Raw genomic sequence first — 15,630 nt, forward strand, 5'->3', positions numbered from 1 at the left:
GCGCCGAGTTATCAACCTTAATCTGAGCATCATCTATTCGGAGGATTTGGCCATGCGGGACGACGAGCTGCGAATTTCGGGTTGACCGTATTTCGCGAGCAGCTGCTTCAAGCAGCATCGATGTGTTGTCCGTTGAAAGGAATTTGACTTAACGCGACGGCTCCGGGCAAATGACGGTTTCCTGTCAGTTGACGGAGAAGATGATGCTGCCGTCGGCTGCCCGTTCGGCATCCACGATGTCCTTCACGTGCTGCGGCTTTTCGACCAGGTTCTTGTTCGAATTGATCCACGACTAATGTGCTGAGTTCCGGCGTCGCTATGGGGTTTTCGCCCACACCGGTTGTATCGTCGAACTTTGCGTTGTCGTAGTTCTTGAGATACCCCACGGCGAACGGCTTGTTGTAGTTGAGAAGCGTTATCTTGATTGCCGGGCCGCCGTTCGTAGTGAGGCTGTCAGCATGGCAGACGAAATGGTGGAAGCGGCTGCAAAGGATGCGAGAGTTGCGAGGCACGTCATTGTATTGTCTTTCTATTGTGAAAGATACGACCTTTCTTGAAAGAGTATAGTTTTTAGATTTCGGAGTTTTCGCGTAACATTGCTGCAACCGCCAAAATCAATGTAACAATAAGACGTACGGGAAAGTTGTCCTTTTAGTTTTCCCCTCCTGACGCTTTTGAATGTGCGTCGGTGCGCGTCAGCTCTTCCAATAGGAAAACGAACGACTCGTAAGGTCGACCGGTTGCATGACGTAGACCCATTTCGCAGGTCCGGTTCGATGAAATGTATGCAGAGGCAGGTGTTTCATCCAACCCAGCCTTTTCCTCGCGGGTGGCGGACAAAACGATCTCTGGATGCAAAAGTCCTCGATCACCGGCTGTCCCACAACAAGTGGTGCCAATCGGTACGAAGACGTCGTCTGCGAGCTTCGACCCGATCTCCCGCAGAGTTTTGTTGAGACCGAGATGGGTCATCGAACAAGTGGGATGCATGGCGATGCGGTCTAGTTTCGACTGCACCTGGAGATCGGGCAACAGATCGTGGCACCATTGAATGACGTCTATGAATTTGAGTTGATCGTGTCGGGCCTTGCGCTCCTCATCGAGATAGCGCGCGACATCCTCAGCGATGCCGAGGGTACACGACGCGGCATCAACGACTATCGGTAGTTTTCCGCCGTTACTCCACCGCCACATGGCGTCCGCAATCGCCGACGCCATATAGGAGTGCGCCTTATGATAGCCCTTTGAACTGAATGGCGTTGAGCAACAGAGCCCGGCGACGTCGCCGGGTATCCATAGAGATCGTCCGGCGCGCTTTGATAACTCAACGAGCGTTTCTGGTAGGGATGGCTGATGATGTTTATCAGGGTCACGGCCGAACATGCGGTTGATGCATGCTGGGAAGTAGACCGCCGAAGCGTTCTCTATAGAGGTTTCAGGTAGCCTCCGCGCGGGTTTTGGCATCGGGCCCGGAACGGCCGGCATCAGGTCGTTTGCGATGGCCGATCTGGCAAGCGTGGTAATTCCCGTCAGAGATTTGACGCCGATCACATTGGACACGATCTCGGCGGCAGCAAGTCCGCCACGCGCCATTTTCTCCACGGTACGCCACCGTTTAGCTAAGGAAAGCGCGATGTCCTCTTCCCGTTCGCTTCTTTGCATATGACGGAATTCGCGCATCAAGGCCCCGGTGTTAATCTCGATCGGGCAGGGGATCGCACAGGTGCCGTCACCCGCGCATGTTTCAACGCACATGTACTCGTATTGAGCTTGTAGCTCTTGCAGCACGGCCGACCCTTCCGGCTGTCTTGCCATCTCTCGTCTCAGAGCGATGCGCTGGCGTGGCGTGGTCGTGGCATTACGGCTCGGGCAAACGGGTTCACAAAAGCCACATTCGATACATTGGGTTGAGTTCCGAACATTCTCGATGGCCGGAATCGACTTGAGCGACTTGAGATGAATGCCATTGTCCCTGGTGAGGATGACGTTCGGCGCGAGGATGCCCTGAGGGTCTGCCAGCTTCTTGATCCGCCACATCATGTCTGTGGCCTTGCGGCCCCACTCCTGTTCGACGAATGGTGCCATATTAAGACCCGTTCCATGCTCGGCTTTCAGGGATCCGTCATATTTCTTCACGATGAGGTCGACCAACTCGGTCATAAACGCCGCGTAACGCTTCTTGCTCTCATCTTCCTCGAGGTTTGTGACGAGGTTGAAGTGAAGGTTTCCGTGAGCAGCGTGGCCCGCCACGCCGGTACCGAAACCATGCTTATCCATTAGAGCCTGAAGATCGTGCGCTCCCTCCGCTAGCCGAGCGGGCGGGAAACAAACGTCTTCGGTGATAAGCATTGCTCCCTGGGGGCGTTGCTTTCCTACGAGGCCGAGCAACCCCTCGCGTACGTGCCAAGCTAGTTCTACGGCCTCGGCGACACTGGTAAATGTCAATGGACTGATGAGCTTCTGGTCAGCAACCAGTTCGGTTACCTTGCTCTGGACTTGCATAAGTTCTTCGTCGTTGTCCGCCCCAAATTCCACGAGCAACGCGGCTGCCTTTGGGTCCAAGGTGGTCCAATAGCTTGGCGTTCCGGGAAAGGCTTTTCCCGCCGCCACGAGGGCGGGAGCCACCATCAGCTCCACGGCGGCGGCGCCGAGTGCTACGAGCTTGGGAACAAGATTGACGGCTTCGTCTATAGTGGAGAATGGCAGCCAAGCCACTGACGTCACGGCCGGCACCGGGACAGTCGACATCACTGCTTCCGCAATGAAACCCAGTGTGCCTTCCGAGCCGACCAGAAGTCGTCTGTAGATTTCTAGCGGCGTAGCCCCATCGAGCAGGGCAGCGATGTGGTAGCCATGGGTATTGCGGATAGAATATTTCTGCCGGATTCGCTTGACCATCGTCTCATCGGCCAGAAGCTCTGCCCTCAGGTCGAGCAATCCTCGCGCGAACTCGGGTTCAAGTTCGAGGAACCGGGCTTCGGCTCCCGGCGCGGCCGTATCGAAAACATTTCCGGACGGCGTGAGGATCGTCATGGATTCGACGGTGTGGTACGCATCGCGCTCCAGAGTACAGCGCATGCCGCCAGAGTTGTTGGCTATAACGCCTCCGATGGTACACGCAGCTTCGCTCGCCGGATCGGGTCCGAGCTTCCGCTTGTGTTTGTGTAGCATCGCGTTCGCGTGAGAGAGGATCAAGCCGGGTCTCGCCTTGAACTTCTTTCCGCTATCTAGCACAGAGCCGCCATACCAATGCCGTCTGACGTCGATGAGGATGTCGTCGGACTGAGACTGACCGTTGAGACTGGTCCCGCCCGCCCGGAAGGTTGCGTGACGACCCGTGTCCCGGCAGAAGGCAAAAACCTTTGCCATCTCCTCGACATTTCGGGGCATCACTACGACCTGAGGGATGAGACGGTAAGGGCTTGCGTCGGATGCATATCGAACGAGATCAATGAGACGGTTGAGTACACGGTCCTTACCGAGCAGCCTGACCAAGTCGTCTTTTAAGACTTTCGGGGTTCCCCCGACAAGTGACTCTGGCACCGCGTCATTCTGACTAGGGCCGGCTGGGCGACCGAAAAGCGCTGCGTCAGCTTCGAATAGTTTTTTCATCCGAGATTGCCCCACGTGCGAGATTGAAGGATTATTCGCACGGTCGGGTCACCCACGAGCGGCGCGATCCAGCTCGCCCTTTGATACTGCGGTTGGGAACTGAACACTCCGAGGATCCGTCGCCTCTGAACTCTTAGCCAGTTTAGAGATGCATAAACTTGCAAAGGACACCTTGGAGCGGCTATGTGGGCGATCACCACCGGATATTGACCGCTATATCAGCGAGATGCCCATTTCGAAATCCACGATTTCGCACCGTCCATCGTCTTGAAATCCTCGAGACAACGGCTCGGAACGTTCGGAAAGCTCGTCGCCGCCATCTCACTCAATGCGTGGCCTGGTCCAAGCTCCAGAAAGGCGGTCGCGCCGTTCTCAACGCAGGCCTGCAGGTTGTCCGCCCATCGGACGGTGTGCGAGATCTGCGCTGCCAGCTTGTCCAATCCCGAATTCAAACCTGACACGCTGGCTCCATCGATTCCGCTGATGAGTCTAGCCCCGGCCGGTGGTGGGTATGTTTTACGTTGACCTTCGAGGACGCTGCGAAACCTCATGGATACCTTAGATAGAAAAGGTGTGTGCGACGCGACTTCGACAGGCAGCCGGCTAACGCGCGCTGCATGCGCGTCTGTCGCTGCCTGCATAACCGCTGCCAGGAAAGCCTGCCCGCCACCGACAACGAAGGCATCGCGCGGATTTATGATCGATATGTCCCCGCCATGCTTTTCACACAGTCGCCGGACCGTCACGTAAGGGAGACCTCTTATAAAGACCAAGCCATCGCCCGTTACGCTAGCTGCGGACATTAACTCGGCTCGTCGCGCGACGAGTTTCAGGGTATCGATGTGACGGAACACACCAGCTGCGCCCCAGGCGGCAACCTCTCCGACGCTGTAACCGGCGTATACAGTGCGCGGCGGGATGCTCGCATGTAACTCATTGATCGCCGCGAGCGTCTGGAGAGTGCAAAGGATTTGGGCAGTTCGATTTTCGAAGACCTCGTTTCCGGCCTCTCGCTTCACCATGCCACGTGGATCGATGCCGTTAAGTAGCATGGTCGCACTGGCAAACAAATGGCTCGCCTTTGCGCTATCTGCGGTTAAGGCGAACATGTCGCGGTGCTGGTTTCCCTGGCCGGAGCATATGATCGCGAACGTCATCTTGAGGACCTATCGGGGATAGAGGAGGATGATCGCTATCGGAAGCGTGATGACGCTAAATACCGTGCTTGCAATCACCATCGATCCGGTTGCTCCTGAATCGAGCTTGTAATTGACTGCGAACAGGATGCCGAAGAAGCCCGATGGGACGGCCGCGAGCAGTGCCGCGATTTTCGCTGTGTCGGATGATATGGGCAGAGCAAACACGAGCGCCGCCGTGGCGAGTGGACGGAGGATGTTGGCGAAAAGCGTAGCGTTGACGACCTTCCAACTTAGCTGAAAGGCCTGTGAAGAAAGAACTACCCCTGTGAGGAAGAGGGCGACGCCAGGTGCCGCATGTCCTATTAGCAAAAGCGAAGCTTGAGCAATCTCTCCGACTGGAAAGCCACATAGAGAGTAAATGATGCCCAGGGCGGGTGCAATGACGATGGGTTTGGTGAGCGCATGAAGCAACGGCTGCAGGATGTTGGCTTTCTGTCCGGAACCACTGTCGCCCTTATGAACGTTCATTTCGACGAGGACCAAAGACAGTGGGCTTATCAGAATTGATCCACTGGCGATGGCGACTGCCAGTGGCACCGTCCCGGACGCGCCCACGATATCTGCCAGAATTGGTAGACCGACTCCCGCCAAGTTCGGAAACGCGATCGTCAGGCCTTGTAGGGAAGCGTCCGGCTTTCCGATCTTGAATATCCGTGTCTGGAGGAAATACCAGACGAAGAAAACGACAAGCATCATCCCGCCCAGAAGAAAGAACAGTGGCGCTTGGCTTATGAGCTCGGCTCGCGGCGCCGAGGCGGTCGCCGCGAAAAGCGATGCGGGAAGTGCGAAATTCATCACGAGCACATTCAACCCGTCCACATGATGGTTATCGACGATGTTGTTACGACCCGCCAGGTAGCCAAGCGCCATCACGAAAAAGATCGGTGTGAGCGCGAGTAAAATTGTTTCGGCCATCCCTCTAGGTTCCCTCTATCTCATCGACGAACAATGTCATTGCAAGGAGGTCAGCCGCTCCACCTGGACTAAGCGATCTGGCAATGAATTCTTCGTGGATTGATTGTGCTTGGAGCCGCCAGCAAGCGGCGGCGATTCCACCTCGTGCGAGAAACAGACGAGCCGCCTGCTGGGCATATAGGAGTCCCTGCTGTCCGCCTCTGTGCAGTAGGTTTGTGTCATCCAACGCCGCGATCAATGCAAAGCAGGTCTCGACCCTTTGTGCCTCCGGATCGTTCGGTAGTTTGAGCCGGGAGGCACGTAACGCGGGAAGCCCGATGTTGTAGATGCTCGGGAAACCGTTGGCAGCCTCGGAACGCGCGCCGCCCACACCATATCGAAGATTTGCTTGCGCACCGTGGCTATCGGCGAGTCTTGGTCCCGCCAGGATGCTTTGCCCCCAGAGTTCGTGGACTGTCGACCCAAGGGGAAATCCGAAGTCGACGACGCCATTGGCTCTTGCACCCGCAGCCGCGCATAGCAGGCCAATACCAAAGATCGCTCCTCGATGGGTGTTGATACCCCCGGTCGCCGACAGCATGGCAGTCTCGGCTGCAATTCCGATGGACCTTAGATGCGTCATTTGGCGTGCACCCGCGCCGGCGATCACAAGGGAGCGGAAATAAGGCTCAATAGCTGAAGCGCTGTAGCGAAATGTCTCGGCATCCATATCTCTATGGCTTCCGGAGTCCACATGGCTGACAAGGCCCGGCTTGGGCCATGTTTCCAACTCCTGCAGGAGGCTTTGCGCCGCGAGGGAAGCTATGCCACGCGAGTTGACATTCAAGCGTGAGAAAGTTTCGAAAACGGAGACGGGGCGGGGAAGGGCATTCATGACAGTCGCTCCCCTGCGGTGAAACGACGCCCGTCGAGAAGCGCAACGCCTTCCATAGATTTCACCAGGACATCGGTCCCACCTGGTAGAAATTCGCGCCAGTTGGCGGCAAGCCCATCGCGGCGGATAAACTCGCCGTCGATACGACTGGGCGAATTATCCTCAATCTTGGAAATCTCGGAAGATAGCAGCTCCATGTCAGCCGAGGACGGGACGTGAAACAGCAAGTCGATGTCCGAAGATAAGGTGAGGTAATCGAGACCGGTCAAGGCCTGCCAAGCCAGGCTGCCGAAAACCTGCAGCTCGATACCGCGGTGCGCGGCGAAAAACTCCAGTTCGTCGAAAATCTGCTGCCATTGCCTTGGCGCTTGCTCGCGAGCACTAGCGAGCGATAACGGCTCTTGGATTGTCAGAATGTCTTGGTCTTGAACGATAAACGGGATACGCCACTTCCCTAGCGAGGGTGGGAGGGGTAGGCCAAGTGCGATACCATGTGTTTCGTAAGAACTAGGCCGACGCGAGATCAGCGGCCATCCCTTGTGAACCCAGGATCGGATCAGCGGATCGACCTGATCTGACCCAAGTTGCCGTTCAAGAACGACATCCCACCTTGATGGCTCGAGATAGATCAGGTCGTGACGCCTCATTGGCCGAAGCTTAGGACTCGCGTGCGATGGCATAGACCCGCTCCGCAATCTCCGCCGCTTTGGTGCGGCCATGCCGTTCGACGCCGAGAAGGTCGCGTTTGTCATCCGAGCCAGGGAGATCGGCGAGTAGCGCCGCAAGCTGGCTCGCCAGTGACTCCTGCTCGTTCCATATGAAATGCACAGCGCCTGTCTTTGCCAGGTTGTCCAAACCGGGTGCGAAGATCGCAGTCGTCTTGGCCTTCTCTTGCAGAACCTCGATGGACAGCTTTGTCACCTTCGACATCGACGCGAGGTCCATCACGGCAGGCTCAGCACCCGGTAGTGCGACCAGAACCCGAGTGGCAAGCGCTGTAGCGAGAAATGCACCCGCGGCGGAATGGCCATAGAGGATACCAATCGTCGGGCGACCGTGAAGATCGGCGAAGATCAGGCATTTGGCGAGGTGAGCCAGGAACTCGTTTAGGCCAAGCAACTCGTCACGCTTGCTCATTTTTTGGCTATCGCTGTCCACGATCACGAGGATCGGCCCCGTTCCCGAATGGTCGTCGAGGATATGGCGGGAAAGAGTGGAAGCCTGGTCAATGCCCACGGCCGTTCGGTCCGAGACTCCGACGACAAGTGCCTGCTGCCCGCTGGCAAGCGGTGCAAAGCCGTAGAGTAGACCATGATCGGCTTTGATGCTGTGTCCGTCAGGGAAGAGCGATGCGAGGATGTCAGCGAGCTGCATGGTTGGGTCTCCGTATTTTTTGAGCGGCCGCTGTGAACTGGGCATAGGTCATCTCCGGAATGGCAGCGGCGTCATCGACGCCCATGGACCTCCAGATATCGATCGCGTCAGCCGATGTTCCGAACTGTTGAATCCGCCATTCGAGGCGTGCCTGCTCTTCGTGCAATGTTTGGAGAGTGAAGGGCCGAGTGTCGGCCAGCAGACTGAGCGCGGTCTCCCGGAAGTCTTCGATTGTGTCGTCGACGAAGGCATCCGTTCCGCCGATCAGTCGGCGATGCTTGCCGCCCATGGTGCGCCAGACAAGTGCCCGATCTTTTGAGTCGAATTCCTCGACGCCGCGGTTCGTCTCTATTACTTCAGGTCCCGAAACCGAGATGCGGCCTTGTTCGGAGACCGCGAGAGCAGAGCAGCACCCGGCAATCAGTCCGCCACCGCCGTAGCAGCCAGCTCGTCCGCCAATCAGACCTATAACTGAGACGCCGGCGATCCTCGCCTCGATGACGGCGCGCATGATCTCGGCGATCGCCAGTTCCCCGGCGTTCGCCTCCTGCAAACGGACGCCTCCAGTGTCAAACAGGATGAGGACGGGTATCGACCCGATGTCGCGGGAAGCCCGCAAAAGGCCGGTGAGCTTCGCGCCATGGACCTCGCCGAAGGCGCCGCCCATAAAGCGACCTTCCTGCGCTGCGACGAAAACGGGCATGCGCTTGATGAGGCCGCGTCCGACGATCATGCCGTCGTCGAATTGCTCGGGAAGATCGAAGGATTTGAGATTTGGACTCATCTCGCGTTCCTGGGGGCCCAGAAATTCCTTGAAGCTGCTCTCGTCGAGTAGTTGCGAAACACGCGTACGAGCCGAGGCCTCATACCAACTGACTTGTCTGGCGCCGGTGGCCTGTGGGGCGGTGTTTGTTGAGACGCTCATTGCTCTGTTTTCTCCATCAGGCGCAGCGCCTGTGACAGACGAAGGGACACGGTGTCGGGTCGCGCGCCACCGTCGTTGATCGAGAAGCGCAGGCCACCTGTCGGGAACCGTTCGACGAAACCATCGACAACCGCCTTCCAGACGGGATCGAACCCTCGAACCGTGGTTCGGATCTTGACCACGCATTGCTTTTCGGGGAGGGCGCGCTCGACTAGAACTTCCAGATTTCCGGAAGCCACGACGCCGGTTATAGCCAGCTTCGTGTTGCCGGTGGCTCTTTCCGCTACTTCATGAGTAAATGTGAGGTCTTGCATCGTAGGGCTCCCTTCACCAGTTGCGAAATTTGGAAGGCGGGGCGTAAAGGCCGCCCGACCATCGAACGATGTCTTTGATGGATCGCGCCGCCAGCAGATTGCGGTCCGCTTGAAGCGGATCTATGCCGAGGTCTTCGGGTCGCTGGATGACCCCCCGGTCCCTAAGCTGGTTGACCATCGACTTGTCGCGTCCGCGGCCCACGTCTGTGTAGCCGGCGACGCCGCGGATAGCCTGTTCGCGCTCGTCCGGGTCCCGGCAAAGCAGCAGGTTCGCGATGCCCTCTTCTGTCACGATATGGGTGACGTCGTCGCCATAGATCATGACTGGCGCGAGATCGAGGTTGAGTTTTTCGGCGAGGGCAATGGCGTCCAGCTTTTCAACGAAGAGGGGGACGTTCTTTTCTCCGAATGTCTCCCCGATCTGAACGACCAGTTTCCGGCCGCGGCGCAGCGCGGGCAATCCTGCGGGGTCCGCCTCCTTTCCTGCTTGCAGCCAGGGCTCGCTCGGATGCCGTCGGCCGCGAGCGTCCGATCCCATGTTGGGAGCGCCGCCGAAGCCCGCTATTCGTGTCGTCGTCACTGTCGACGAGTTTCCAGCCAAGTCGATCTGGAGCGTCGAACCAATGAACATGTCGCAAGCGTAGAGGCCCGCGACCTGACTGAAAGCTCGGTTCGAGCGAAGAGAGCCGTCGGGCCCGGTGAAGTACACGTCGGACCGAGCCCTGATGTAATCGTCCATACCGACCTCGGAGCCGAACGAATGTATCTGTTCCACCCACCCGGATTCGATCGCTGGAATGAGTGCGGGATGGGGATTCAATGCAAAATGACTGGCAATCCTCCCCTTCAGCCCTAACGCTTCGCCGAACGTTGGCAACAGAAGCTCGATTGCAGCCGTGTTGAACCCAATGCCGTGGTTCAGGCGCTTTACGCCGTAGGGCGCGTAGATGCCCTTAATGGCCAGCATTGCTGTCAGGATTTGGGTCTCGGTTATAGCCGCCGGATCACGGGTGAAAAGTGGCTCTACGAAGAACGGCTTGTCAGCCTTCACCACGAAGTGGACGCGGTCCCCGGGAATGTCGACACGCGGGACATTTGCGACGATTTCGTTGACTTGCGCAATGACGACACCGTCCTTGAAAGCAGTCGCTTCGACGACCGTCGGCGTGTCTTCGGTATTCGGTCCCGTATAGAGATTGCCCTCCCGATCGGCGCTTACAGCGGCAATCAGAGCGACGTTGGGCGTCAGATCGATAAAGTAGCGGGCAAATAGTTCGAGGTAGGTGTGCACCGCCCCGAGTTGAATTTTTCCGCCGAATAGCATTTGCGCAATGCGGGCTGACTGTGGACCGGAGTAGGCATAATCCAACTTGGTAGCCACGCCGCGCTCAAATAAGTCGAGGTGCTCGGGGAGGACCACGCCCGACTGCACCATATGCAAGTCGCTGATGAATTCCGTATTCACTGCCAGGAGCGCAGAGCTGAGCAGGTCAGCCTGTTTCTGGTTGTCGCCTTCCAGGCAAACTCGGTCGCCTTTACAAATGACGGCCTCAAGCAAACGAGTGGCATCCTGGGCATCGACGATTTTTCCGGCTGACAGTTTGCGGCCCGCCTCGATGCGTTGATCCCTGGCGTCGCGGTTCTTATGCCACTGCATGCGAAACTCCTGCATTTGGAAGGTGGGCCATGAGATTCCTCGGTGTTGACCGAATTGCGGAATTAGGGGCTGCCGCTTGGCGACAGCCCTTTCGTGGCGTGATCTATTTGCTGCTGACCGTGGTTTCGTCGGCGGCCTTGCGCGCGGCTTCCGTGATGATGGCCGCCACTTCCTTCGGATGCGACTCGTATACCGAATGGCTTGCACCCTTAATTTCGATCGTATGGCTCTTGGCGCGCTTGTAATACCAACGCTCAAGATCAGGGTTGATAATCTGGTCATTGCCGGCAACCACAGCCCAGCTAGGCTTCGTCTTCCAGGCGGCAGCGGTCAGTGGTTGGGTGAATACGCCGGCTGAAGCAAGGACCTGCGAGCGGGCACCGAACAGTGCCTGTTCTCGGGGAAGGTCAGGAGCGAACAGTTTCGGAAATTGCTCGGGGTCGAGATAGGTGTAGCCATCAGGGGTTTTCTTGATCGCACCCGGGGTCTTAGCGAGCACGCTCGGCGTCTTCTTGCCAAGCGAGCCCTCATCCTCACCGACGTCGGGAGCGTGGGCGGCGATGTAGACCAGACCCACGACGGATGGGTGGACACCCGCTTCGGTTATAACCGAGCCGCCGTAGCTATGGCCTACGAGGAGAGTTGGACCATCCTGCATGTCGAGGACGCGCTTGGTGGCGGCTACGTCATCGGTGAAAGAACTCTCGGGTTCCTGCACGATGGAGACGTGGAACCCTTCCTTCGTCAGAATTTGGAAGATTGGCTTCCAGCCAGACCCATCGACCCATGCGCCGTGAACGAGAACGATGTTTTTAATTGGTTCCGCGGCAGCCGGCTTTGCAAGTGTTGCCAGCGGAAGGAGTGCGCCAAGAGCTAGGCATGCGGTCATATTTCTCATGATCAGGTTTCCTTTGTAGCTGATGTTGGGAGGCTCTCGCCGATCCGGTTTTTAATCGAGTCTAATGTCGCAAATTCGTGCATATCGGCGGAACACGGCGGCCTCGTTCGCCGTTGAGCTGACCGAACCTAGAAAGTAAAAACACCTTGCAGGCATATCTGCTGCCGACGACATCGGCCGTGAGTTGAAGATTAAGCCAGCTTCGACCGGAGCGTAACCAGATCATTGTATAGGTATGCCCAGACTCAGCGGTAGGTTCGCCGATTGGCAGGACCGCAGCGTGCAGCTACTCGGAACGAGGTTGAGATAGCGCACCATTCTTCACTCGCGACAGCAGACCTTGAGAAGGCCACTATTGGCAACTGGCTTCCCGTGCTGACGTCGGCATCTGGCGCGGTTCGGGGGTCAGCATTGTCGGTCCGTCGGATGGCAGAGCGCAGGCAGCGAGCAGGCACTCCCCCATTAGCGACTGCTGATCAGAGAGACACCTCAAACGCCATAATACTGTTCGACGGGAGCACGTCTTGGTTATGAGTCAGAGGGATCAGGGTTTCCCTGATTGGGTGATCTTTGTCACCGGGACGTTCCCGCGGATTGCGTTGGAATAAGGACATATAGCGTCAGCCCGTTCGACAAGCTCGTTTATCACGTCTATTTCAACCCCAACAACCGTGATGTGCAGCGTTACCGAAAGGGCGAAAGTATCGCTCGGAGTCTTGCTCAGCCCGACTTCACCTACTACCGTTATGTCGCCGTCAGGTATGTGGCGGCGACTTTCGCGAGCCGCTCGAAAGAGCGCGTTCTCAAAGCAGGCTGCATACCCTCCAGCAAAAAGCTGCTCGGGATTGGTGGCGCCGCCCTTGCCACCCAGCGAAGCCGGCATAGCGAGCGCTAGATCGAGAATGCCGTCATCGCTTTTGATCATGCCATGACGTCCGCCAGAGGCCGTGACTCTAGCCGTATAGATGGCTTCCATTTTCTACTCCATCGGGTTCGTTGGTTGCGGGTTGACTGGCAGCTTGACGTGGAACGCAGCGCCGCCCGAAGGATTGGCTCGCGCCGATATTTTTCCATCATGGGCTTCCACGATAGACCTGCAGATAGCGAGTCCCATTCCGATACCGTGCTGCTTTGTCGTATGGAAAGGCTTGAAAAATTGCTCGCCATCGCCAGCGAACCCGGGACCGTTGTCCAGGCAGTCAATTTCAACGGCGTCGTTGTGCAGACGGGCGCTTATCCGAACAAGTCGATCAGACTTTTTGTGTTGCGAGAGAGCCTGAACGGCATTGACCATCAAGTTGATGATAACTTGCTGGAGCTGGACGGGGTCGCCTTGTATGGGCGGGATGCCGTGTTCAACATCCAGTATGATCTCCACACCATTGCGACGCGCGCTGGACTCGACATAAGCGAACGAAGCGGAAAGGAGATCGAAACAATCCACGGCCTCGAGTGTCGTGCTACCGCGTTCGAACAGTGTTCGAACGCGGGCGACGATATCGCTGGCTAACTGCGCGTAACCCACCATCCGACGTGCGTTCGCGGTAGCTTTTTCGATGTCGGGTTCATCTCTGTCTATCCAGCGCAGCAGTGCCCCACCGCTTGCAACGAGCGCACCGAGTGGCTGGTTTACTTCGTGTGCGATCGACGCTGCGAGTTCACCGGCGGTCGCGACCCTTGCAACATGTGCTATCTCGATTTCGTTCTGCTTCAATCGCTCGGCGTTTCGGATTGCCGCTGTGACGTCCATAATCACCGCGGTGTAGGCGGTATCCAGTGGCTGGCTCTTCTGTCCCAAAACACGGAGGTGCTTTACGCGGCCGTCGTCAAACTTCAGGCGGAATTCACCCTCGATTTCAGGCGATCCATTTCTCAGCTCTTGTCGCAGCCGTTCGACGCCGGGCCGATCTTCTTCGTGAATACGAGATAGAAGGAGCCCGAAGGACGGCTTCGTTTCTACGTCGTACTCCAAAATTCGGTATGTTTCATCAGACCAGAACAGCCCGTCGGTATCGAGTTCGAACCCGAAACTGCCGATCTTGCTCAGTTCTTGACCTCGTTTCAGGTAGGCCTCGCTAACCTGCAGCTTATTTTCAGCATGCTTTCGCTCTTCGATATCGAAGATGGCTCCATACCAGGCGACGATGTTCCCGGTCTGGTCCTTGCAAGGCGTACCGATGCTCACACACCATCGATAACCGAGCCTGGAGTTGCCGACCCGCGCCTCGTATTGACCTTCGGCCCCGGTTAAGAGCATATAGCGCCAGTATGCCTCTATGCCTTCGCGGTCATCGGGATGCACGCCGTCTCGCCAGCCCCAGCCAACTGCATCCTTGAGCTCCTGACCCCAAAAATCCAACCACCGGCGATTGGCATAGTCCAGATAGCCATCGGGCCTAGTCCGCCAGATCATCGCTGGTATCTGTTCAAGCGTTCGCTCGAATTCTGCCGCAATACGATCACTGGCAAACTTTTGGGTAATCGTAGTATCGGCTTCGACTCCAATTAGCAGCGTTCCGGACTGCGAAGTGGCGGCACGGAAAACATGCCACCTAAACTGCTCGTCGCCGCTTCTGATGCGAAACAGAACCTCCTTTGGGGAGTCCTCGTGGGTCAGCGCGCGAAGGTGTTGGGTGTCAGATGTATGCAGGAGGCCTTGCCACCCAGAATCTAGAAGTGAGCTTCGGTTTATGCCAGAGATAGAAGTCCAGTGTTTGTTGAGATAGACGGCCTTACCTTCCGGATCAAGCCGAAGCACGAGTGCCGGTAGATGCTCCAACGTATCTGACAGTTCATGCATGGGCGACAGCCTCGGACATGAGCCGCGACGTGCTCGACGGCGGCCGACACATGGCTTGCGACTGGAGCAGGTACTTAGTCATATCCTTCCTCCTCGACGGCCTTGCCCTTGAACAACCAGTAGACGACCATTGTGTAAATCAGCGTGAGTGGGAAGACAAAAATACCCGCGCCCCAGAACAGAAACGATAGACTAGAGCGGGGAGCGGCCGCATCGTTGAGCGTGATCGAGAAGGGGATGATGTACGGATAAAATGAAGCTGCTAGCGTCGCGAAGGCTGAGATAAATAGGGTCACTGCACCTATGAACGGAAGCGCGTCGAATTTGTTGCTGCAGCCGCGGAAAATCAGGAAGCATCCGAAAACGCCGAGAACTGGGAATACGACGAGCCCGGGCCGCTCGATCCACCTGGTCATGACAGGCAATTCCATTGCCAACGAAAAGAAGAACGCGATCACGACAAATGCAATGACACCGATGAGCAGTTTGACAATTTGGCGATAAGCCGCATCGCGCAGGTCACCCTCGGTCTTCTTCACGAGCCATGTCGCCCCGAGCAAAGCGTAACCGAGACATAGTCCGATCCCGCACAGGATTGAAAATGGAGTTAGCCATCCGAGAGGCGTACCCGAATAGCGGCCAGCAGCATTGGGTATTCCAACAACCATCGCCCCCACTGCCGCGCCCTGCACAAAGGTGGCAACGATCGATCCGGTCGTGAACCCTGCGTCCCACAGCCATTTTTTGGTGACGCTCTTTTCCCGGAATTCGAAGGCGACGCCGCGGAAGATCAATGCGCCCAACATTAGGATCATAGGCAGATAGAATGCGCTGAGTAACAAGGCATATACGACAGGGAACGCACCGAAGAGTATTGAGGCGGTCAGGATCAACCAAGTCTCGTTGCCATCCCACACAGGGGCGATTGAGTTGAGCATCTGTTTTTTGTGTTTGGCGTCCCGAACGAACCCGAACAGAATACCGACACCGAGATCAAAACCATCCAAAAGAATGTAGAGCAGTAGCGTGAGGCCAAGGGCGGCCGTCCAGAACTCAACCATG

General features: G+C 57.1%; 14 protein-coding genes. All 14 read right to left on the reverse strand.

Going from position 1 to position 15,630, the window contains the following annotated elements:
* Nucleotides 1-107: 107 nt before the first annotated feature.
* On the reverse strand, nucleotides 108-512 hold the full coding sequence (locus tag LB462_RS05810) for a hypothetical protein (protein WP_224506414.1): 405 nt from the start codon (nucleotides 510-512) through the stop codon (nucleotides 108-110).
* A gap of 139 nt (nucleotides 513-651) precedes the next feature.
* Complete coding sequence (locus LB462_RS05815) at nucleotides 652-3,612, reverse strand: FAD-binding and (Fe-S)-binding domain-containing protein (RefSeq protein ID WP_224506415.1); 2,961 nt, start codon at nucleotides 3,610-3,612, stop codon at nucleotides 652-654.
* A gap of 218 nt (nucleotides 3,613-3,830) precedes the next feature.
* On the reverse strand, nucleotides 3,831-4,769 hold the full coding sequence (locus LB462_RS05820; protein WP_224506416.1) for an acyltransferase domain-containing protein: 939 nt from the start codon (nucleotides 4,767-4,769) through the stop codon (nucleotides 3,831-3,833).
* A 9-nt stretch (nucleotides 4,770-4,778) separates the two neighbouring features.
* Complete coding sequence (locus LB462_RS05825; protein ID WP_224506417.1) at nucleotides 4,779-5,726, reverse strand: AEC family transporter; 948 nt, start codon at nucleotides 5,724-5,726, stop codon at nucleotides 4,779-4,781.
* 4 nt (nucleotides 5,727-5,730) lie between these two features.
* Nucleotides 5,731-6,600, reverse strand: a complete 870-nt coding sequence (gene mdcB / locus LB462_RS05830) for a triphosphoribosyl-dephospho-CoA synthase MdcB (RefSeq protein ID WP_224506418.1) — start codon at nucleotides 6,598-6,600, stop codon at nucleotides 5,731-5,733.
* Nucleotides 6,597-7,247: a malonate decarboxylase holo-[acyl-carrier-protein] synthase gene (gene mdcG / locus LB462_RS05835; RefSeq protein WP_224506419.1), complete on the reverse strand. Its 651-nt coding sequence runs from the start codon at nucleotides 7,245-7,247 to the stop codon at nucleotides 6,597-6,599. The genes mdcB and mdcG overlap by 4 nt, the downstream gene beginning before the upstream one ends.
* A gap of 10 nt (nucleotides 7,248-7,257) precedes the next feature.
* On the reverse strand, nucleotides 7,258-7,974 hold the full coding sequence (locus LB462_RS05840) for a biotin-independent malonate decarboxylase subunit gamma (protein ID WP_224506420.1): 717 nt from the start codon (nucleotides 7,972-7,974) through the stop codon (nucleotides 7,258-7,260).
* Nucleotides 7,961-8,899 carry a biotin-independent malonate decarboxylase subunit beta gene (locus tag LB462_RS05845; RefSeq protein WP_224506421.1) on the reverse strand — a complete coding sequence of 313 codons (939 nt, stop codon included), beginning with the start codon at nucleotides 8,897-8,899 and terminating at the stop codon, nucleotides 7,961-7,963. The genes LB462_RS05840 and LB462_RS05845 overlap by 14 nt, the downstream gene beginning before the upstream one ends.
* Nucleotides 8,896-9,213, reverse strand: coding sequence for a malonate decarboxylase acyl carrier protein (mdcC, locus tag LB462_RS05850; protein WP_224506422.1), 318 nt, complete (start codon nucleotides 9,211-9,213; stop codon nucleotides 8,896-8,898). The genes LB462_RS05845 and mdcC overlap by 4 nt, the downstream gene beginning before the upstream one ends.
* A gap of 13 nt (nucleotides 9,214-9,226) precedes the next feature.
* Entirely contained in the window at nucleotides 9,227-10,870 is a 1,644-nt protein-coding gene (gene mdcA, locus LB462_RS05855) for a malonate decarboxylase subunit alpha (protein WP_224506423.1), read from the reverse strand.
* Between the two features lie 103 nt (nucleotides 10,871-10,973).
* A complete protein-coding gene (locus tag LB462_RS05860; RefSeq protein ID WP_370637084.1) occupies nucleotides 10,974-11,759 on the reverse strand; it encodes an alpha/beta hydrolase in 786 nt (261 codons plus the stop codon).
* Nucleotides 11,760-12,312: 553 nt separating this feature from the next.
* Nucleotides 12,313-12,744 carry an organic hydroperoxide resistance protein gene (locus LB462_RS05865; protein ID WP_224506425.1) on the reverse strand — a complete coding sequence of 144 codons (432 nt, stop codon included), beginning with the start codon at nucleotides 12,742-12,744 and terminating at the stop codon, nucleotides 12,313-12,315.
* A 3-nt stretch (nucleotides 12,745-12,747) separates the two neighbouring features.
* Nucleotides 12,748-14,568 carry a PAS domain-containing sensor histidine kinase gene (locus tag LB462_RS05870; RefSeq protein ID WP_224506426.1) on the reverse strand — a complete coding sequence of 607 codons (1,821 nt, stop codon included), beginning with the start codon at nucleotides 14,566-14,568 and terminating at the stop codon, nucleotides 12,748-12,750.
* Between the two features lie 74 nt (nucleotides 14,569-14,642).
* Nucleotides 14,643-15,629 carry a cytochrome d ubiquinol oxidase subunit II gene (cydB, locus tag LB462_RS05875; RefSeq protein ID WP_224506427.1) on the reverse strand — a complete coding sequence of 329 codons (987 nt, stop codon included), beginning with the start codon at nucleotides 15,627-15,629 and terminating at the stop codon, nucleotides 14,643-14,645.
* Nucleotide 15,630 lies beyond the last annotated feature (1 nt).

Origin of the sequence: Phyllobacterium chamaecytisi, assembly GCF_020164455.1 — a bacterium.
In the GTDB taxonomy this organism is placed as follows: domain Bacteria; phylum Pseudomonadota; class Alphaproteobacteria; order Rhizobiales; family Rhizobiaceae; genus Phyllobacterium; species Phyllobacterium chamaecytisi.